Origin of the sequence: Vibrio sp. 10N.247.311.47 (assembly GCF_041467535.1) — a bacterium.
Lineage (GTDB): Bacteria > Pseudomonadota > Gammaproteobacteria > Enterobacterales > Vibrionaceae > Vibrio > Vibrio crassostreae_C.
Window position 1 is genome coordinate 1 of the sequence record NZ_JBFSUR010000030.1, and the last position, 18,472, is coordinate 18,472.

Below are 18,472 nucleotides of genomic sequence, written 5' to 3' on the forward strand. Positions count from 1 at the left end.
CTCCAATTGATTTTCCGGTATAGCGGTTTCCGACGTCTCGGAAAACCAAGTAGTTCTCTCAAAGTTACTTTTAATAACGGCGCGAAAATCAGAAGCTTTAGAAAAACTTTCAAAAAACCACAAAAAAAATATTAATCTAATATTTATCAACAACTTAATTTTAATCATTTTCTAATACAGCGATAGATTTCAATTGGAAAAAGATCTTAATCTGTTCAGAAAGCGTACGAACCGCCGTCTAAATGGCTCAAGGTCGAGAAATGATCAATCGCCAAAGATCTCTGACTTACGCAAATCTTGTGTAATAGATGACATTATTTGTCGTGAAGAAGAACCATCAAATAGAGATTTGGAAAAGGTAGTGCGAGAAAGTTCACAGGAAAATAAATAGCAAAAACAAGAAATACAGAAAGGAAAAAGCCCCTTTTCCTTTGAGAGAACCGGGGCTAGTTGGCGCGTCAGAGCCTGTGTGGAGATCATCGAGAAATGAACACATTTCCGACTTGCCGTTGCATTCTTACTGCAAAAATGGATAGCAGGTGAGAGATGAGAGAGCTAAACATTCAATAGTAAGTATGCTTGCCAGTTTCCCTTGCTGCATGGCTCACGTCTGAACACGAGCAGCAAGTTCAACCAATAACTATTGCAATAATGACATTGCAGAGTTAGGCAACTGTTTTGCTTGAGCAAGTATTGAAGTACCTGCTTGTTGCAGAATTTGTGATTTGGTCATTTGCGTCGTCTCTTTCGCAAAGTCCGTATCTTTGATTCGGCTGTTTGAAGCGTCTACGTTCTCTTGTACGTTTGCCAAGTTATTAATACTGTGGCTTAGACGGTTCTGTTTTGCACCCAAATCAGCACGCTGTGAATCCACGTACTTCATTGCAGAATCAATCACGCTGATCGCGTTCTGTGAACCCGCAACGCTGGTTAAGCTAACATCTTGAACCGAGGTTGCGCGGCCTTCACTCTTAATACCTAGCTCAGACGCTAGACCACCAGAGATAGACATTGGGCCGTCAAGGTCAGGTTCAGCAACGAACAGTTGAATGCGACCATCATCAGTAACCGATGCGTTCACAAGATCAGACTGACCATTAATGTAAGTCGCAAGCTCTTCGATATCATCGCCCGCTTTGGTATTGATATCTAAAACGATGTCTTCACCCGCTTTGGTTTTGAATTCGAACTTAAGATCGCTCGCTGTTGGCGGCACTTCCCAGTTCTTATCTTTCGCGTTTTCTGAATCGAACGTAGTACCACCCATACGGTAGTCATCTGCACGGATACTTGTCAGAGCCATGATCATTGCTTCACCAGAGTTAGAACCGATCTGGAATGAAGCTTCACCGAATGAACCGTTCAGTAGACGACGACCACCAAACGATGTGGTTTCCGCAATACGGTTAAGCTCATCTTGAAGTGCCATTGACTCTTCGTTCAGTGCAGTACGCTCTGCCGGCGAGTTAGTGCCGTTTGATGATTGAATCGCTAGATCACGCATACGTTGTAGTACGTTAGTCGATTCGTTCATCGCGCCTTCTGCTGTTTGAGCAATCGAAATACCGTCGTTGGCATTACGCATTGCCACATCAAGACCACGAGACTGAGCGGTTAGACGGTTCGAGATTTGCAGACCTGCCGCATCATCTTTCGCGCTGTTGATCTTGTGACCAGATGACAAACGCTCCATAGAAGTCGCTAAGTCATTAGATGCTTTATTCAGGTAACGCTGTGCTGTCATAGCAGATACGTTAGTGCTTACATTGATAGCCATTTTGCTCTCCTTATGAGTTCGCAAAGTTTCTGCGAAGCGGCCAGCTTTACTCTCATATGGATAAGCACTGACCGTGTATTACTCGATAAACCCTATACAAGGTTTAAGATCTGTATTAATCATTTATAACCAACACAGATACAAGTTGTATGCCAAGTTTAATATCATATAAATAATTTTTTAATTATCTAAAAATCAGAAGCTTACAAACAACACTGCGCAATTATGATTTTCTACTATTAGAAGATGAAAAACATTCACCTTCCTTATTGCCGTTTTTTGCCGCTATTCTAGAAACATCATGCTTCGTACAAAAAAGCGGCAAACTGTGGCGTCATTCGCACGTATGGCATAGCACATACGGCAAGGAATCAACGCCATGGTGATCGACAAGCCACCATTAAATACCGATTGATCATTAAATATAGTTAAACAAGGTCAGGTCTTTGGTTTTGCCAAACGCTTGTTGAGAAGCTTGTAGTGCTCGAGAGTTTTCATTGAACTCAATGATCGCTTTCGAGTAATCCAAGTCTTCAAAGTTGCTTTTTGCTTTTGCTAAAGACAACTTGAAATCTTCATGTTGTTGCTCTTGAATATCCAAAGTACTCAAGCGTGCACCAACATCGGTTCTTGCCTTGGTCAAATGGATAAACGCAGCGTGGAACTCTTCAGTTACTTGGTGCAGTTTCGCTGTTGCTGATGCATCCGATACCGGGTTTTCAGCCTGCTCAGCAGCCTCTTTGAACGTATCAAAGATAGAGAAAGTCTCTCGTGGTTCTAAGGTGATCGAATCACCTTTAGTGATTTGGCCTTTGATTTGAATATTCAGCCCTTCATAAACAATGCCTGTCGAAGGATCAAAATCTTCTGCCGCAACCACTGCGCCGTCTTTTTCAAGCTGATAAGCGAAATTGCCCGTCTGCATGTCGACAAACGTCACTTTATAAGTAGACCCATCTTCATCGCTGTTGGTCGCACGCCCGAGCAATAACTCAGACGCAGGTTCAAGCTCGTACTGAGGTTCGTAGTCACCGAACGGGTTGTCTATTTCCATAAACATCTTGCTGCCCGGATCATTCATTGCCATTTCAAAGCTGCTTGCCACACGCATCTTGCGTTGGTAGTCATCACCTTGATATGTCACATTCCCTTCGTTATCTCGAAAGAAAGGCTGATTTTTCGGCTTAGTGCCTGCAAACGTGTAGTTACCCGACTCATCTTGAGAGTTGGCTAAATGCAGGAAGTTATTCGCCAGTTCTTGAATTTCACGCTTCTTAGCTAAACGGTCTTCCGGAGAAAGCGCACCGTTGATCATTTCCATCACGGTTCGTTTTGCTTCATCAGCAAAGCCTTCAGTGTTAGAAACCAATACTTCATGATGCTCAAGACGGTTTCTGACTAGAGTAATCGCATCGACATACTGTTTAAGCTGTTCTGACTGCTGACCAATGTTCTGTAAATAGTGCGTCGCTAATGGGTCATCACTTGGCGACTGTAACTTCTTACCCGAAGCAAGTTGTGCTTGGTTGTGATGCACCTTGTTCTCTTGACGGCGCAAGTCGTTTTGTACTGACTGATAATTATGGAAGCTAGAGATACGATTCAACATTTATACCTTCCTATCTCAGAGCCAAAATAGTGTTAAACGTATCGTTGGCTGCTTGCATGATACGTGAAGAAGCCATATACGCTTGCTGAAATTTCATCATGTTTGCCGCTTCTTCATCGAGGTTTACTCCCGAGATAGAAGCAATACGTTCTTGAGCCGACTGTTTTTCTAATGTCGCAATATCACTCAGGCGATTTGCCGTTGAAGACTTCAAGCCCGTATTAGTATTCAAGTTGTGGTAAAGGTCTAAAATCGTAGACTCACCATCATTCAACAGCTTTCCTTTTTGAAGATCTTGTAGCTTACGCAGGTTACCGTTGTCACCTTCTGATGGGACAAGGTTTGCCGTAAACTTATCATTTGCCACCGCACCAGGTGTGAGCTCAAACGTTGTACCGTTGATGGTCACTGGCCCTTGTGGCGGATACGGTTGAGGCTGCATTAAAATGTTACCCTTCGGATCCGTCACAGCAAACTGCTCACCTTTTGGTGAGACAATCACTTCAAACTCACGCAGTTGACCTGCTTCTAGGATTTTAAATCCCGCTGTACCCTTGGCAAACGTGGTCGATGCCTCATAACTTTGCGCAGCAATGTCTTTCGGGTCTTTGGTTTCCATATGAATCTGCGCAGCAAAATTACGCGTTGGACGCAGTAACAGTTTCTCTCCTAGTTCAGGAGGGTTACGTACTTCCACTCGCATGCCATCAAGATAAAAAGCACTACCGCTAGAGTCGGTCGCCATCTTAACGGTCTCACCGTTCGGCTTAGTCACGACATAATCACTGCCATCGTATTTCAGTCCATACTCACCGCCTTTTAAGGCAGAAGTATCATCAATGTATACCGCAACATCGGCTTTCGATTGCCCGCTAGCCGTGACACGAGATTTTGCCACCAGCTCTGAGTTCACGTCGGTAAACAAGTCCTTACCTACGTTGCCGTTAAGATCCAAACCTTGTTCTTGAAGACTATTGACCTCATATGAAAACGCGGTCGCCAAACGACCAAGCTCATCCATGATTGCTGGGATATGTTCGTCACGCATGTCTAGCATGGCGCCGATTTTTCCGTCGATATCACTGCTGGTGATCGGTTTTAAAGACTTACCTTCAACAATCGCTAGGCGGCGCTGATGTGCATCGGGTAAGCCATCAACCATCTTCAGCTGACTCGCTTCACTACCAGAGACCAAGGTATGGCCATTACCAATATGGACATTAAACCCTTCGGCATTTGAGCGTGGTGTCACCGTAACTTTGGTGTAACCAGAAAGCTCATTAATCAACTTTTCATGCTGATCTCGTAGGTCATTATGAGGCCCAGGAGTTCGCATCATTAAACGCTGAACATCACGGATCTCGTACGCAAGTTGGTTAACTCGCTCGATACCCATATCTAATTTTTTATTCGTAGAATCAGACTGTTGACGAACTGTTTCATGAAATTCATTCAAGGTTTTAGTTACAAGCCCTGCTTTCTCTAACACGACCTTACGCGCACCCACATCATTTGGGGTATCGGCCAGAGTCTTAACGGAATCAAACCATTCGTTGAGGTTTTCTGGAATCTTCTTTGAAGCGACCGACGACAACATGCTCGACAGCATATCGAGGTTGGCTTCGGTATCGCCTTTGTTGGCGGCATTGGTTGTCGATAAGTTAAGTTCTTTGACGGCAAACTGATCCCAAGAGCGGCGAACATTTTCCACATGTACCCCCATACCGTAGGATTGCCCACCATACTGGCGCGGGTCATTCACACCTTGAATCACAGACTGGCGGCTATAGCCCTCTGTGTTAGCGTTAGAAATGTTATGACCTGTGGTGTTGAGCTGTCTCTGAGCCGTAAGAACACTTTGTGCCCCTACATTCAGAAGATCCGACGCCATAATGCCCCCAAAAAACTTAACAAAACCAGAATGAACTGATTAACTACAACCGTATATTACTAAGATAATTGCAATATATGTGCCAACAAAAACAATAGGAAATTAAAAGACGATAATTTATTGAAGTGTAAGGAGATAACTATGGATTACGCGTAAGAACTGAAGGGGCGGAGAAGAAAAGAGCCTGCCAGTAGCAAGCTCTCTATGTTGATTTATGACGCTAGTTCATCTCATCAATCTTGGCTTTAACTCGTAAAACCTTGTCTGCATAGTTAGGGTCAGTTGCGTAACCAGCCTGATGAATACCTTTGATGAAATTCTCTGAATTGCCTTGATGCTGTAGCGCCGTTTCGTATCTTGGATTTTCGTTCAAGAACTTCACGTAATCATTAAAGCTATCTTCGAAATTAGAGTAAGAACGGAAGGAAGCTGACTCTTTAACGGCGGTTTTGCCATGGAACTCAAGAGTTTGAGTCGCGACCTTATCGCCCTTCCAACTTCTATCTGCTTTGATGTTAAATAAGTTATTGCTGTTGCCCAAAGAGTTCTTAACCATTTTAGAACCCCAACCCGTTTCAAGGGCAGCTTGTGCCAATAGAAGAGACGAGTCCACACCAAGCGCACTTGCCGCTTTTTCCGCGTAAGGCTTCATTGAGGTCACAAACGATTCTGGAGAATCAAAGGATACTGGCTGTTTTGCTGCTTGCGCAGGTTGAACGTCTGACGCTCGCTCTTCCGAACGGCCTGAATATTGCGGTCTTTGCAATGAAGCATCAAAGCCTTCACTGCGAACCTTCTCTTCAGACGTATCGCTTGCTTGGCCAGCGCTTAGTTGAGCCACGATCATATCTGCAAGACCTAATGAACCTGAAGCGCTTAACTCACTCGCCATTTGGTCATCTTGCATCTGACGATAGAACTGCTCGTTCTGGCTGTTCAACATATCCGACTTAAAGCTCGAGTTAGCATCGCGCATTGACTTAAACAACATCGAGGTGAAAATCGATTCAAACTGTTTTGCCGCCGCGGTTAATGCTTCTTTCTCGCTACCTTCTTCACCGTTTACCGCTTGTTGACGAAGACGGTCTAAACTACCGATGTCGTGAATAAAGCCGATGTCATTGTTATTCTTAATCATGCTTTATTCCTTAGATAATGATCAATTGGCCTTCAATCGCACCCGCTTGTTTCAGTGCTTGAAGGATTGCCATTAAATCAGAAGGTGCAGCGCCCACTTCATTGACTGCGCGTACCAAATCGTCCAGCGTTAGGCCAGGTTCAAATTTGAACATCTTACCATCGCCTTCCGTGATTTCGATATCAGAATCAGGGACCACTACCGTTTGGCCACCAGAGAATGCATTCGGTTGGCTTACGTTTAGATTTTCTTTAATTGCAACCGTCATACCACCGTGGGTGACCGCCGCCGCTTTTAGGCGAACGTGCTTACCAACCACAATCGTACCTGTACGAGAGTTGACGATGATTTTTGCAGAGCCTTCAGCAGGGTCGAACTCGATGTTTTCGATAGCCGACAAGAATGCTACACGCTGGCTGATTTCACGCGGTGCACGAACTTTTACTGAAGTTGCGTCTACCGCTGAAGCCATTTGTGGGCCTAGGAAATTATTAACCGCATCAGCCATACGCTGAGCCGTTGTGAAATCTGATTGGATTAGGTTGAAGGTGATGTAGTCACCACGACCGAATGGCGTTGGGATCTCTTGTTCAACCGTCGCACCGCTAGAGATGATACCAACGTTAGGGTTGTTACCGACAATCTTAGAACCGTCGTTACCTTGTGCACTAAAGCCACTTACCACCAAGTTACCCTGCGCGACCGCATACACTTGACCGTCTAGACCTTTCAAGAAGGTCTGTAGCAAGGTACCACCACGAAGGCTTTTTGCTGAACCGATAGAAGAAACGGTTACGTCAACTTCTTGGCCTTGCTTAGAGAATGCTGGCAGTTCAGCAGTCACAATAACAGCCGCGACGTTTTTGGTTTTTGGCTTAGTGCCGGGCGGCAATTGGATGCCAAAATTTTGCAGCATTGCGTTAAATGTTTGATCGGTAAAGGGAGTTGTCTCACCAGTACCCGGCAAGCCCGTGACCAAACCATAACCGACAAGTTGGTTACTACGAACACCCGCCACTTTTGCCACGTCTTTGATTCGCGCAGCATGGGCACTGGTGGCAAGAAATAGCATGCCGAATAGTACGAGTGTCAGTTTTTTCATTGAGTAACCTGTCTGTATTGCTTTAATTTATAATAGCTTAGCTAAATGTGGCTCAGTGATAGAGGCTGTCAGTATGTCGTCGTCCTATCAAGCTCTACAGAGATACATTAAAGAATCGTGCCAAGAATCCAGGCTCTTGCATATCTTTCTGCACGCCCGTGCCCGAGTACTGAATTCGTGCGTTAGAAACACGGTTTGAAGCGATGGTATTTTCAAAATCAATATCATCAGGACGGATGGTGCCGCTTAGGCGGATATACTCATCGCCTGTGTTCAGTGTCATCCACTTCTCACCACGAACCACTAGGTTGCCATTGGCTAATACTTCGATCACTTCTACGGTGATATAGCCGCTGATGCTGTTACTTTGGTTGGCTGACGCATCACCAGCGAAGGTATTGGTGTTGCTCAGATCGTAAGAGAAGTTGTACTTATCGATCGTCAGCTCTTGACCACCAACAGCCAGCGGCTCCATCGATGCATCATTCGACTTAGACATGTCTGCGTTGGCTTTTTTGGTCGCTCGAGTATTCTCATCTAGCGCTACAGTGATGATGTCACCAATACCACGAGGCTTTGAGTCGTCATACATGCTGCCAATGTGGTTCACATTAAACAGTGAGCCCGTTGCCGCTGCATAATGCTCTGGCTTCTGCTTGGGGTTGATTGGCGCCCATGCAGGGTCACCAGCAATTGGATCGGTTCGCCCACGAAGCGTGTCGATAATTCCTGAACTTTCTTCTGCCGACTTATCGCCTTCAACCGCATCAACCACTGTGGTCGCGTTCTCTTGTGCTGGCGTCTCAATTGGATCCAGTACTGTACAACCAGTCATCGAAGCTAACAGGGCTAAACAAAAAATACGTTTCATGGCGATATACTCTCAGCAGGCAGTGGTAAATGGGTCAATTAGCAAAAACAGATAGATTAATTAAAAAAGTAAACGGCGAATAAACCAATTACAGCTGTTGGTTAACAAAGCTCATCATCTTGTCTACTGACGAGATAACTTTCGAATTCATTTCGTATACACGCTGAGCTTCAATCATGTTTACCAGCTCTTCGGTTACGTTTACGTTCGATGTTTCTAGCATCGATTGGCGGATGTTACCCAGGCCATCAAAACCCGGTACACCCTCTTGTGGGTCGCCACTCGCGCCAGTTGGCAAATAAAGGTTTTGACCTACTGGCTCTAGACCACCTGGGTTTACAAAGTCAGTAATGGTAATTTGACCAACCACGACGTTGTTTTGCTCGCCACGTAGACGAACCGATACTTCACCGTCGTTACCAACCGTTACCGAGATCGCGTCTTCAGGAATCACAATTTCTGGTTGTAGAGGATAACCTTGGCCCGACGTTACGATCGCGCCTTCACCGTTCAGTGTGAACTGACCATTGCGGCTGTAACCTGTTTCACCGTCTGGCATTTCAACTTGGAAGAAACCGTCGCCTTCAATCATCATGTCTAGGCTGTTAGATGTCGTTTGTGCGTTACCGTGAGTGTGCACTTTTTGAGTCGCGACGACCTTAGAACCGGCACCCAGCATCAAACCACTTGGCAGCTCAGTATTCTGAGACGATTGACCACCCGGTTGATTAATATTCTGGTAGAACAGATCTTCAAATACCGCGCGGCTCTTTTTAAAACCAATGGTTGAGGCGTTGGCAAGGTTGTTCGAAATCGTTGAGATATTGGTTTGTTGGGCGTCTAAACCCGTTTTACTTACCCATAATGCTGGATGCATAGCAATGTCCTTTAAATTCTATTAGCTCATACGAAGCAGTGAATCAGACGACTTGTCCATTTCCTCTGCTGTGCTCATCATTTTGACCTGCATTTCAAACTGACGTTGTAAGTCAATTAGGCTGGTCATTTCACCTACGGCATTTACGTTACTGCCTTCGATAGCACCTTTTAGCAACGTTACCGCTGCATCTGCTTCGTATGCCTGATCTGGGTTTTTCGAACGGAATAGACCATTCGTGTCTTTAAACAAACTTTGGTTGTCTGGACGTACAAGCTTAATACGATCAACCACGGCCAATTCTTCAGCTGGAGCGCCTTGAGGAATGACAGAGATCGTACCGTCTGTACCAATTTCTACTTTGCTGATTGGGATTGGCAGCGTGATTGGTGCATCGTTTTCACCAAGCACTAAGTGACCGCTTGCGTTGGTTAGTAAACCGTTTTGGTCAACCCTTAGGTTACCGTTACGTGTTAAACCTTCACGGCCAGTATTGTCCATCACTGAAATCCAACCATCACCTTGAATGGTAACGTCTAGATCTCGGCCAGTAGTAACCACACTACCCTGAGCGAAATTATGACCCGGACGCTCTGTCATGCTGAAAACACGAGTAGGCATGCCTTCGCCATACGCTTGCATTGAACGTGCCTGTGCTAAATCAGCACGGAAACCCGTTGTACTTACGTTGGCAAGGTTGTTTGCACGTAGCTGCAAAGCTTGCATATTTTGCTTAGCGCCACTCATGGCAAGAAACAGTGCGCGATCCATAATTTTGCTCCAAAAATCATCTTCTGGGGCTAATAAAGCAAACCCTGTGCCAATATTTTTAACTGTTATTTATCAATAATTTAAATAGAAAACGAACAAGAAGGGTGATCATCAAAGGATCATTGAGGAAGAATTGTTGCCAGTGGCATTACCGGGCGGCAATAGGGGCGGCAAATAAAAAGACAAACAACAATACCCAATTCAATAACATTGAATTGGGTATTCGCAGATGATTCAAACGCTTTAAACGATTAACGAATCTGAAGAATATTCTGTTGTAGCTGGTTGTGTACTTCTAGAGAACGCGAGTTCGCCTGGAAGTTACGTTGAGCAGAAATCAAATCAACCAGTTCTTGAGTCATATCGATGTTCGACTGCTCTAGTGAGCCGTTGTTGATGCTACCAAATGAACCTTTGTTCGATTCACCCCAGATCTTGTCACCAGAGTCGTTGGTAGAATCCCATTGAGTACCGCCTTTCTTATCCAGACCTTGCTCATTTGGTACACGAACCAAGCCTACACGGCCAAGCATCACGTTTTCACCATTTGAGTAAGTACCTAGAACACTGCCGTACTCATCGAAATCGATTTTTGTTAAGAAACCTGTTGTCGCGCCATCTTCATCAAACTTAGTCAATTCAAACGGAGCGGCAAACTGAGTTGACGAATCTAGACCAAACTTAAGCACTTGAGTTGGATCAGCACCGTTCAAGTCAATTGGGTTCGCGCCAGCACCCAGTGGTTCCGAGTTAATCGGCTGACCATTGTTTAGGCTTGCTAACGTACCGTCATTGTTGAACTTCATTGTGTGACCAACATGACCTTGTGCATTCGTCGCATCACCACCAGTAATGTTGACCGGCTTTTCACCGTTCTCATCTGACATGGTGTAGTACGTTTGCCAAGTGTTTGGTTGAGTCTGATCTTTGAGGTAGTAAGTCGTTAACTTGTAAGACTGACCCATAGAATCGTATACCGTCGAAGACGTTGCACGGTTATAAGTATCAGCATCTTTGAAGTTAAATGCAGCCGGGTCTTTAAGATCACCGTTTGCAGGAAGGTTAACCCCTACTTCAATGTTTTCTGTCTGTTTTGGCTTACCAAACTCAGCAGGAATGTCGAGAGGCTTTGGCGCGTAAGAAAGAACTTCACCCGAGTTTGGATCAACATCGTAACCTAAAAGAAACTCATCGTTAGCGGTAACCATGTAGTTGTCTTTGTTTAGGTGAAATGCACCATTACGCGTTAATTCGTTAATCTCTGGCACCATGCGGTCTTTCGATACTGCAAAGAAACCTGTACCACTTACACGTAAGTCCATTGGGTTGTTCGTATAAATACTTGAACCTTCGTGGAACTGTTGCGCCACTTGGCTAGCTTGCGCACCGCCACCTGCCGTCGTTTTTGCGTTAGTGAACAACGAGCTTGAATAAACATCACCGAACTCGGCACGAGACTCTTTAAAGCCAAATGTGTTTGCGTTCGCAATGTTGTTACTGGTTGTATTAAGGTCTAATTGTGCAGCGGATAGGCCGCTTAAAGCTACATATGACATTCCATTATTCTCCTAATCTATCTAGCTAGCATAGTCACTCAATAAAGAGCTACGCTTTACCAACTTCTAGTACTTCAGCAAGTCGTACTGGCGATGTGAAACCAGCCAGATTGAGTAGTACGTTGCCATCGCCCTTACCAAGAAGCACACTGTTCACGTTCGCATAACTGGAAACTTGGAACTCTGTGTTCTCGCCATCCAGCAAACCCGACGCTTTCACGTTGTATTTACCGGCCGGCAATGGGTTACCGTCTTCGTCTTTTCCGTCCCATTCAACACGTGTATCACCAGATGGTTTAGAGCCGATATCAAATGTGCGAACCAATTGGCCAACTTCGTTCTCAACACGGACCATTACATTGTCCATTGCCTGAGGAAGCTTAACCATTGCCGCCATACCGCCATCACCGGGTTTTACACCTGCCGCACCAGGAACCAATACATCACGCCCAACTAAAGAGGAGGCCTGAAGAGCTTGGTTAGAGGTCATTGATGAATTCAAGCTTTCAAACTGTGTATTCATTTTGCCAATGCCATCTACGGTCGCAAATGAAGCCATTTGCGCAATCATCTGGTCATTGCTAACCGGCTTGAAAGGGTCTTGTTGTGCTAGTTGCTTAGTCAACAAAGATAAGAAGTCTTCTTGTTTAAGATCCTGCTTACCTGTTGTTTCGTCGGGCTTTTTAGCGCCATCTTGAAGACTCTTCAGCTGGTCAACATAGGACAAGCCGCTTTGACCAACATTGTTGTTGATTCCAGCCATGTGCTACCTCCTTATCCTTATTGACCCATCTGCAGCGTACGCAGCAGCATTTGTTTACTCGAGTCAGCAACCTGTACGTTTGTTTGGTACGCACGTGATGCCGAAATCATGTTTGCCATTTCTTCCATAACGTTGACATTAGGCTTGTAGATATAGCCTTCGTTGTTCGCTAATGGGTGATCCGGGTTGTACTCCGCGCTTAGCGGCTTATCGCTTTCCACAATACCTAATACTTTCACAGGCACAGTGTGACCACTGTTGCGTGCTTTATTTAACTCAGCGCCGAACACTGCGTGACGAGCCTTGTAAGTTTCTTCAGCAGAACTACTTACACTGTCCGCGTTCGCAAGGTTGCTCGAGGTCGTATTTAGACGAACAGATTCAGCACTCATCGCAGAACCAGTCACATTGAATACATTGAATAAACTCATCTAATTATTCCCCTTTAATCGCTTTAGTTAAATTCTTGAACTTACTTCCTAAGAAGTCGAGAGAGGCTTGATGCCTAATTTGGTTTTGCATGAAAAGGTTTCTTTCCAAATCCAAATCAACCGTGTTGCCATCTCCTGTATCAGGTTGGGTAGGAATGCGATACTTCGTTTCCCCGTTCACCGTTGTTGAGGCAGAAATGTGCCGACCATCTGTACGGCTAAGACCAATGCTTGCCCCAGAACTTGCCGCTTGCAGTGATTTCTTAAAGTCTAATCCCTTTGCTTTATACCCAGGCGTGTTTGCTTGCGCGATATTGGTGGAAAGCACCTCAGCGTTACGCTCACGTACACCAACTGTGTGCTGGTGAATGCCCAAAGCATTGTCAAAAGAAATAGCCATGTAAACCTCAACTCAAGAACTGACTGTTATGAAATAACCAAAGCAATATATATACCAACTTTTGAAACAAGGCGGTCTATCAATGCTTTTACAGGTTACTCGTGGGTAAACTTGCAATAAACAAGCCAAAAAATAGAGTAAATTGGAATGTCACTCTGACTTAAAGATATAGCTTAAGCAGGAAAAAGAAAACCCAGCACTTGGCTGGGTTTTAAATTTAGACGGTAACCTTACACCTAATATCGGTGCCGCTCGTTACTTTAATTTGTAGATGATGCCTGGATTACAGCGAACCATTTCAAAACGATCGGTTAAGCCTGTTAACGATTCAGACGCGCCCAATAGTAAGTACCCACCAGGGTTCAGGCTATTTGCCATCTGGTTAAGTACCTTTGACTTCATATCAGGCGAGAAGTAAATCAGCACGTTACGACAGAAAATAATGTCGAACTTGCCTAACAATGCATAGCTGTCCATCAGGTTCTGAGGGCGGAAGTTCACCATGCGCTTGACGTTATCTTTCACTTTCATACGGCCATCGCCCGCATCTTCAAAGAAAGTACGACGGCGCTCTGGAGAAAGTCCACGTCCCAATGCAAGGTTGTCGTAAGCGCCAGTGCGGCACATATCCAACATACTTGCTGAGATGTCAGTTGCGGTAATCGATACATTTGGCAGCATACCTGGCTTACGAGCTTGAGTTTCAAGAATCGTCATTGCCATTGAGTATGCTTCTTGGCCTGAAGAGCTTGCCGCAGACCAAATCTTAATAGGACGTTTATTTGCCGCTATTTCCGGTAGAAGCTTATCCGCAAGCACAACAAACGGGTAAGTATCACGGAACCAAAGTGTCTCGTTCGTCGTCATGGCATCGACAGCAGCCACACGCAGCTCACGGTTTCGACCTGTTACTACATCTCTCAACAAATCAGACAAAGAAGCTAACTTAAACTTCGTTACTAATGGGCTTAGACGACTGCGCACTAAATACTGCTTGCTGTCACCTAATACAATGCCACATTGAGATTCTAAGAAACGGCTGAAATCGCGATACTCTTGATCACTTATTGTTATAGCAGTCATTAATGTCTCTTTTAGTTAGTTAACGCAGCTTTTACAGCTGCACCAAGCTCATCTGGGTTGAATTTAGCGATGAAGGAGTTAGCTCCAACACGCTCAACCATGGCTTGGTTAAATACACCACTCAAAGATGAGTGTAAAATTACGTATAAATCTTTAAGTTCGGCGTGACGACGAATCTCAGCAGTCAGCGTGTATCCATCCATTTCTGGCATTTCGATATCAGAAATCACCAATGAAATCTGATCGTAAATACTGCCTTCTGATGACATCTGTATCAGCTTCTCGTAGGCTTCTTTACCATCCTTCACCGAGATAACTTCAAAACCAATCGACTCAATAGCACGTTGAACCTGCTTACGAGCAACGGTCGAGTCATCAGCAATCAAGATGCGGCGAACCAGTTCTTTCTCTTGTTCTACTTTCGCAATATCTTCAGCAATCTTGCTGTCCATTGTTTCATCAACAGGAGAAATTTCTGCAAGGATCTTCTCAACATCAAGAATTTCTACCAATTCATTATCAATGTTGGTTACCGCTGTCAGGTAGTTAGCTCTACCTGCGCCATCTGGCGGCGGAAGAATCGATTCCCAGTGCATGTTAATAATGCGCTCAACTGAACTTACCAAGAAACCTTGAATGGTTCGGTTAAACTCAGAGATAACCACAAAACACTTTTCAATATCCGTTGTAGGACGGCCACCAATCGCTAAGCTCAAGTCGATCACAGAGATCGTTTGGCCACGAATGTGTGCTACACCTTTAACCAGTGGGTTCAAGTTTGGCATCTTTGTCAGCTTAGGGCATTGCAGCACTTCTTTTACTTTAAAGACATTAATGCCGTAACGCTGACGCCCCATTAGGCGAAAGGTTAGTAATTCTAATCGGTTTTGACCGACGAGTTGCGTACGCTGATTCACCGAATCAAGAATACCCGTCATGAGCTCATCTCCATATCAAACTTTTTTGTATAAAAAGTGTTAGTCTACTGCAGGCTACGAACCACCAGAGAAACGGAATGACGTATTATAAAACAAATTTGCCACCTCTTTCCATAGCAATGTGTAGAGCTACTTTTAAAACTGTCGCTAAGTTTATCGGCATTTTATCAATATTGTTTAGTTTTTTTGTACAAGCTGCGACCCCAGAACAAATTGAGATGATTCAGTCTGCAGCGGAGCAACATATCCTTGATACAGTTGAGCAGCCACAAGGTGGCGAACTCTTTGTTAATTCAGCAAATGTTGACTCAAGAATCAAAGCGACAGACTGCCCAGTGCCTTTAGAGACCAGCGCTTCAACGACCACCAATACCCGCAGCAGTATTACGGTTTTAGTTCAATGTGTTCCTGATGAGTGGCGAGTTTATGTACCGGTGCGCCTTTCGATGTCGGTGCCTCTTGTCACCACCACTCGCTCACTCGCGAGAGGCGAAATCGTCGGTCAATACGATGTCACCACCGCTATGATTTCTCTTAACAAGTTTCGTCGCCAAGGCTTCACAGCTCCACATCAGGTCATCGGCGCTAAGGTAAAAAAGAACCTAAGACCGGGCGATGTTGTAGAAAGAGGTGATATCTGTGTCGTGTGCCGAAACGAGAAGGTTATCATACAGGCAGTAAAAGGTGGCATGACCATTACCACCAAAGGAACTGCGCTTACCGATGGCTCTATGGGTGATCAAGTAAGAGTGAAAAATGATAAATCACAGCGTATAATTGAAGGGATTGTTACCAGCATGTCTGAAGTCACGGTTTACTTTTAACTCTTTACTTCTAAATTGACGGTATCGTTAGCGATTTCACCCTCAACTCTAACGCCAAATATAACGGCGGCGGTGTTTTGTCCCTTTTCGACTATTGAGCTAAAAATTGCTAAAGTATTCGAACCCTTGGTCGATATTGACTGTACAGGTTCCCATTTTTGAAGAAAAAGGCTTAACTATGGCAGGCATTGATAATATTCGTTCAGGGCAAACCCTAACGACCACTAACCGATCAGCAGTACGCTCTGATTCTAGTTCTGAGGCATCACGCTCTGATGTATCAACTAAATCACCAGCAAGCAAAGATGCGGTTTCACTGAGCCAACAAGGCAAAGCGATTGGTCAGCTCCACCAAGATATGGCAGCACAGCCAAGCTTTGATTCTGTGAAAGTAGCAGCGATCAAAGAAGCAATTGCGAATGGTTCATACACTGTCGATCCAGAGAAACTGGCTGACAACATGATCAAGTTCGAAGATGAATTAAAAGGCCTTTAAGAAAACACTAACTTTTCATTGAAGTTATTGTCTTAAAGTACACGAGATTATGAATAGGTTTACGTTATGGCGGCACTAGCAGATTTAGTTAATTTTCAACTTCAAAATGCCAAAGCCTTATCTGAATTACTAAGTTCAGAGAAAACCGCTATTACGAGCCGACAATCAAACGATATTGAGCGAATCGCCAAAGAAAAAGTGGTCCTAGTTGAACAACTAAGATCAACCGATCAGCGAATCGCAGCCCATACCAATATCTCAGAACTGACCGAGAACCCTGAACTTGCTCAGTTAGTCACTAAGATCCAGTCCATAGTGCACGATTGCCAGCAAGCGAACCTTGTGAATGGCGAAGCCTTAAATCGAGCGCACCTTAGCTTCAAAAAACTCAGCAATATGATGCAGCAAAGTCACGGAAAAATTGGCATGACCTACAATGCCGGTGGTCAAACGCATACTATCTCTACGCTGGGAACCAACGTAAAAGCCTAGTTAAGTTAACTCTTCCTCTTCAGTAATACCCCTTGTTAACCGTTTATCTGTATCTCAGACTATTCCTGTCGTTATCTTTTATTAAAACACCTAATCAGCCTTTGAACGCCCTGACAAAATCGATAAACAAAAAAGCGGCAAGTATTTTCATACTTGCCGCTTTTACATTCATATTAGTTATTGGTTGCCGATACGCCATCTGGAAAACGAAAGCAGCCAATATAACTGGATAGTCCTATCGCTAGACGCCCCTTGGGCTAGAACAGCGTTTGTTGTCTCTTTTCAGGTACAGGTTGAACTTCACCGTAATTACGTAACTGTTCCATCTTACGGATATCAAGCTGAAGCTCAGTAACATAGCTATCGCCCACAGGGTAGCTGCGTACCACTTCTGCACCGCGGATTACGCCATCAACCGCACCAGAAGTACGTTCCGTACCAAGGCGTTGATCTTCAAGCTCTGCCCGACCACTCACTCGCATACCGTAAACTTGTTCTGCAAGTTCACGATAGGCGTCGATCTTAGAAGCTCTCATCGCACGGATACGTCTTTCTTCATCGTTACGTCCTTTCTGCTCACTGATACTCGCGTAGCCAACGGCAACTAAGTAGTCGTCTGGCCTCATGTTTTGCAGTGGCTGACAGCCAACAAGCAGTAAAGCGGCAACAACAAATATTAACTTCTTCATCTCGAACTCCTAAGGGCGAAGAATAACAGTATAAGGCTGGCTGATCGTTGGGTCAGAACGAATGATAACGCCATCTTGAGTTCGAATACTGTTTAGAGTATCTAGGTCACGACCAATACGGTCTGCAGGCAAGAAGCCTTGTGCCGTCGCCACGACAATGCGAGTTTGCATGCCAACAACACGAGCATTGACTAACACACCACCTTCTTGGCGAAGCATAGTGCCTGTCAGTACGTACTGTACGTCTTGTTCTTGAGCTAAGTCTTTCCAATCGCGGCTTAACGCAAAGTCACCTTGATGAGTCACTTGAATAGAACCTGTTGTTTTGAAATCAACAACCTTGAAGCCACGACGCTGAAACTGATGAATGAAACCTTCTGATACCGAGTTTCCTAGCCAGTTCGTTGTGTCCATGTGTTGCAGGTCAACAAACGACGTAATCGCTATCGGAGTTCTTGCTGAGATACTCGTATTCGAAATGATCAGATCTTCGGTCATACTTTCCACGAAGAAATCCATGGTATGACGAGGGCTATCCATCAACATAAACTGACTGCCTGAATATTCAGACTTGCCGTTATAGATTGGCGAATAAGCGCATGAGGTCAACAACATGACACTCATTACTACGAGCCATTTTTTCATTCTCTTATCTCCAGATAGGTTTAGTGCTCCCTGTTCCAATATGTTCTCACCATTATTCTTTTCAATGGATTACAATGTTGGAACAGTCTTTGCTTTTCATTAATGGTTCAGATTAAGAA

General features: G+C 44.6%; 19 protein-coding genes. 3 read left to right on the top strand and 16 right to left on the bottom strand.

What is annotated here, in order from left to right; translation table 11 throughout:
• Nucleotides 1–640: 640 nt before the first annotated feature.
• The 14 genes from AB6E51_RS18190 to AB6E51_RS18255 form a co-directional block, all read right to left on the bottom strand.
• Nucleotides 641–1,777, bottom strand: coding sequence for a flagellin (locus AB6E51_RS18190; RefSeq protein WP_017064128.1), 1,137 nt, complete (start codon nucleotides 1,775–1,777; stop codon nucleotides 641–643).
• Between the two features lie 418 nt (nucleotides 1,778–2,195).
• Nucleotides 2,196–3,386 (bottom strand): flagellar hook-associated protein FlgL, encoded by a 1,191-nt coding sequence (gene flgL, locus AB6E51_RS18195; protein WP_017064129.1) that lies wholly within the window; start codon nucleotides 3,384–3,386, stop codon nucleotides 2,196–2,198.
• Nucleotides 3,387–3,396: 10 nt separating this feature from the next.
• Nucleotides 3,397–5,277, bottom strand: a complete 1,881-nt coding sequence (gene flgK / locus AB6E51_RS18200; RefSeq protein WP_372058781.1) for a flagellar hook-associated protein FlgK — start codon at nucleotides 5,275–5,277, stop codon at nucleotides 3,397–3,399.
• 220 nt (nucleotides 5,278–5,497) lie between these two features.
• Nucleotides 5,498–6,415 (bottom strand): flagellar assembly peptidoglycan hydrolase FlgJ, encoded by a 918-nt coding sequence (flgJ, locus tag AB6E51_RS18205; protein ID WP_017064131.1) that lies wholly within the window; start codon nucleotides 6,413–6,415, stop codon nucleotides 5,498–5,500.
• A gap of 10 nt (nucleotides 6,416–6,425) precedes the next feature.
• The gene (locus AB6E51_RS18210) at nucleotides 6,426–7,517 is read right to left on the bottom strand and encodes a flagellar basal body P-ring protein FlgI (protein ID WP_017062257.1); all 1,092 of its coding nucleotides are present in this window, start codon (nucleotides 7,515–7,517) and stop codon (nucleotides 6,426–6,428) included.
• 94 nt (nucleotides 7,518–7,611) lie between these two features.
• Nucleotides 7,612–8,388 carry a flagellar basal body L-ring protein FlgH gene (gene flgH / locus AB6E51_RS18215; protein ID WP_017062258.1) on the bottom strand — a complete coding sequence of 259 codons (777 nt, stop codon included), beginning with the start codon at nucleotides 8,386–8,388 and terminating at the stop codon, nucleotides 7,612–7,614.
• An 88-nt stretch (nucleotides 8,389–8,476) separates the two neighbouring features.
• Nucleotides 8,477–9,265 carry a flagellar basal-body rod protein FlgG gene (flgG, locus tag AB6E51_RS18220; RefSeq protein ID WP_017062259.1) on the bottom strand — a complete coding sequence of 263 codons (789 nt, stop codon included), beginning with the start codon at nucleotides 9,263–9,265 and terminating at the stop codon, nucleotides 8,477–8,479.
• A gap of 21 nt (nucleotides 9,266–9,286) precedes the next feature.
• Nucleotides 9,287–10,036 carry a flagellar basal-body rod protein FlgF gene (gene flgF, locus AB6E51_RS18225; protein WP_017056855.1) on the bottom strand — a complete coding sequence of 250 codons (750 nt, stop codon included), beginning with the start codon at nucleotides 10,034–10,036 and terminating at the stop codon, nucleotides 9,287–9,289.
• Nucleotides 10,037–10,287: 251 nt separating this feature from the next.
• Nucleotides 10,288–11,592 carry a flagellar hook protein FlgE gene (gene flgE, locus AB6E51_RS18230; protein ID WP_017062260.1) on the bottom strand — a complete coding sequence of 435 codons (1,305 nt, stop codon included), beginning with the start codon at nucleotides 11,590–11,592 and terminating at the stop codon, nucleotides 10,288–10,290.
• Nucleotides 11,593–11,641: 49 nt separating this feature from the next.
• On the bottom strand, nucleotides 11,642–12,355 hold the full coding sequence (flgD, locus tag AB6E51_RS18235; protein ID WP_010439286.1) for a flagellar hook assembly protein FlgD: 714 nt from the start codon (nucleotides 12,353–12,355) through the stop codon (nucleotides 11,642–11,644).
• Nucleotides 12,356–12,372: 17 nt separating this feature from the next.
• The gene (gene flgC / locus AB6E51_RS18240) at nucleotides 12,373–12,786 is read right to left on the bottom strand and encodes a flagellar basal body rod protein FlgC (RefSeq protein ID WP_004736176.1); all 414 of its coding nucleotides are present in this window, start codon (nucleotides 12,784–12,786) and stop codon (nucleotides 12,373–12,375) included.
• Nucleotides 12,787–12,790: 4 nt separating this feature from the next.
• Nucleotides 12,791–13,186, bottom strand: a complete 396-nt coding sequence (gene flgB / locus AB6E51_RS18245) for a flagellar basal body rod protein FlgB (protein WP_004736175.1) — start codon at nucleotides 13,184–13,186, stop codon at nucleotides 12,791–12,793.
• Between the two features lie 255 nt (nucleotides 13,187–13,441).
• Nucleotides 13,442–14,269, bottom strand: coding sequence for a protein-glutamate O-methyltransferase (locus tag AB6E51_RS18250; RefSeq protein WP_229647685.1), 828 nt, complete (start codon nucleotides 14,267–14,269; stop codon nucleotides 13,442–13,444).
• Between the two features lie 11 nt (nucleotides 14,270–14,280).
• Entirely contained in the window at nucleotides 14,281–15,207 is a 927-nt protein-coding gene (locus AB6E51_RS18255; protein WP_017066180.1) for a chemotaxis protein CheV, read from the bottom strand.
• A 77-nt stretch (nucleotides 15,208–15,284) separates the two neighbouring features.
• Here AB6E51_RS18255 and flgA point away from each other — a divergent pair, with 77 nt between their 5' ends.
• From flgA to AB6E51_RS18270, 3 genes are all read left to right on the top strand, one after another.
• Entirely contained in the window at nucleotides 15,285–16,031 is a 747-nt protein-coding gene (gene flgA / locus AB6E51_RS18260; protein WP_017064135.1) for a flagellar basal body P-ring formation chaperone FlgA, read from the top strand.
• 178 nt (nucleotides 16,032–16,209) lie between these two features.
• Entirely contained in the window at nucleotides 16,210–16,527 is a 318-nt protein-coding gene (gene flgM, locus AB6E51_RS18265) for a flagellar biosynthesis anti-sigma factor FlgM (RefSeq protein ID WP_017062263.1), read from the top strand.
• 66 nt (nucleotides 16,528–16,593) lie between these two features.
• Entirely contained in the window at nucleotides 16,594–17,019 is a 426-nt protein-coding gene (locus AB6E51_RS18270) for a flagella synthesis protein FlgN (RefSeq protein ID WP_017064136.1), read from the top strand.
• A gap of 257 nt (nucleotides 17,020–17,276) precedes the next feature.
• Here the strand turns inward: AB6E51_RS18270 and flgP are convergent, their stop codons facing one another.
• Both flgP and AB6E51_RS18280 read right to left on the bottom strand, forming a co-directional pair.
• Nucleotides 17,277–17,708 (bottom strand): flagellar assembly lipoprotein FlgP, encoded by a 432-nt coding sequence (gene flgP, locus AB6E51_RS18275; protein WP_017062265.1) that lies wholly within the window; start codon nucleotides 17,706–17,708, stop codon nucleotides 17,277–17,279.
• Nucleotides 17,709–17,717: 9 nt separating this feature from the next.
• A complete protein-coding gene (locus tag AB6E51_RS18280) occupies nucleotides 17,718–18,353 on the bottom strand; it encodes a FlgO family outer membrane protein (RefSeq protein ID WP_017064137.1) in 636 nt (211 codons plus the stop codon).
• Between the last annotated feature and the right edge of the window lie 119 nt (nucleotides 18,354–18,472).

Bases quoted from the DNA above. Each gene is read 5' to 3' on its own strand.
- AB6E51_RS18190 (WP_017064128.1), bottom strand. From the start codon at position 1,777: ATGGCTATCAATGTAAGCACTAACGTATCTGCTATGACAGCACAGCGT.
- flgL (WP_017064129.1), bottom strand. From the start codon at position 3,386: ATGTTGAATCGTATCTCTAGCTTCCATAATTATCAGTCAGTACAAAAC.
- flgK (WP_372058781.1), bottom strand. From the start codon at position 5,277: ATGGCGTCGGATCTTCTGAATGTAGGGGCACAAAGTGTTCTTACGGCT.
- flgJ (WP_017064131.1), bottom strand. From the start codon at position 6,415: ATGATTAAGAATAACAATGACATCGGCTTTATTCACGACATCGGTAGT.
- AB6E51_RS18210 (WP_017062257.1), bottom strand. From the start codon at position 7,517: ATGAAAAAACTGACACTCGTACTATTCGGCATGCTATTTCTTGCCACC.
- flgH (WP_017062258.1), bottom strand. From the start codon at position 8,388: ATGAAACGTATTTTTTGTTTAGCCCTGTTAGCTTCGATGACTGGTTGT.
- flgG (WP_017062259.1), bottom strand. From the start codon at position 9,265: ATGCATCCAGCATTATGGGTAAGTAAAACGGGTTTAGACGCCCAACAA.
- flgF (WP_017056855.1), bottom strand. From the start codon at position 10,036: ATGGATCGCGCACTGTTTCTTGCCATGAGTGGCGCTAAGCAAAATATG.
- flgE (WP_017062260.1), bottom strand. From the start codon at position 11,592: ATGTCATATGTAGCTTTAAGCGGCCTATCCGCTGCACAATTAGACCTT.
- flgD (WP_010439286.1), bottom strand. From the start codon at position 12,355: ATGGCTGGAATCAACAACAATGTTGGTCAAAGCGGCTTGTCCTATGTT.
- flgC (WP_004736176.1), bottom strand. From the start codon at position 12,786: ATGAGTTTATTCAATGTATTCAATGTGACTGGTTCTGCGATGAGTGCT.
- flgB (WP_004736175.1), bottom strand. From the start codon at position 13,186: ATGGCTATTTCTTTTGACAATGCTTTGGGCATTCACCAGCACACAGTT.
- AB6E51_RS18250 (WP_229647685.1), bottom strand. From the start codon at position 14,269: ATGACTGCTATAACAATAAGTGATCAAGAGTATCGCGATTTCAGCCGT.
- AB6E51_RS18255 (WP_017066180.1), bottom strand. From the start codon at position 15,207: ATGACGGGTATTCTTGATTCGGTGAATCAGCGTACGCAACTCGTCGGT.
- flgA (WP_017064135.1), top strand. From the start codon at position 15,285: ATGACGTATTATAAAACAAATTTGCCACCTCTTTCCATAGCAATGTGT.
- flgM (WP_017062263.1), top strand. From the start codon at position 16,210: ATGGCAGGCATTGATAATATTCGTTCAGGGCAAACCCTAACGACCACT.
- AB6E51_RS18270 (WP_017064136.1), top strand. From the start codon at position 16,594: ATGGCGGCACTAGCAGATTTAGTTAATTTTCAACTTCAAAATGCCAAA.
- flgP (WP_017062265.1), bottom strand. From the start codon at position 17,708: ATGAAGAAGTTAATATTTGTTGTTGCCGCTTTACTGCTTGTTGGCTGT.
- AB6E51_RS18280 (WP_017064137.1), bottom strand. From the start codon at position 18,353: ATGAAAAAATGGCTCGTAGTAATGAGTGTCATGTTGTTGACCTCATGC.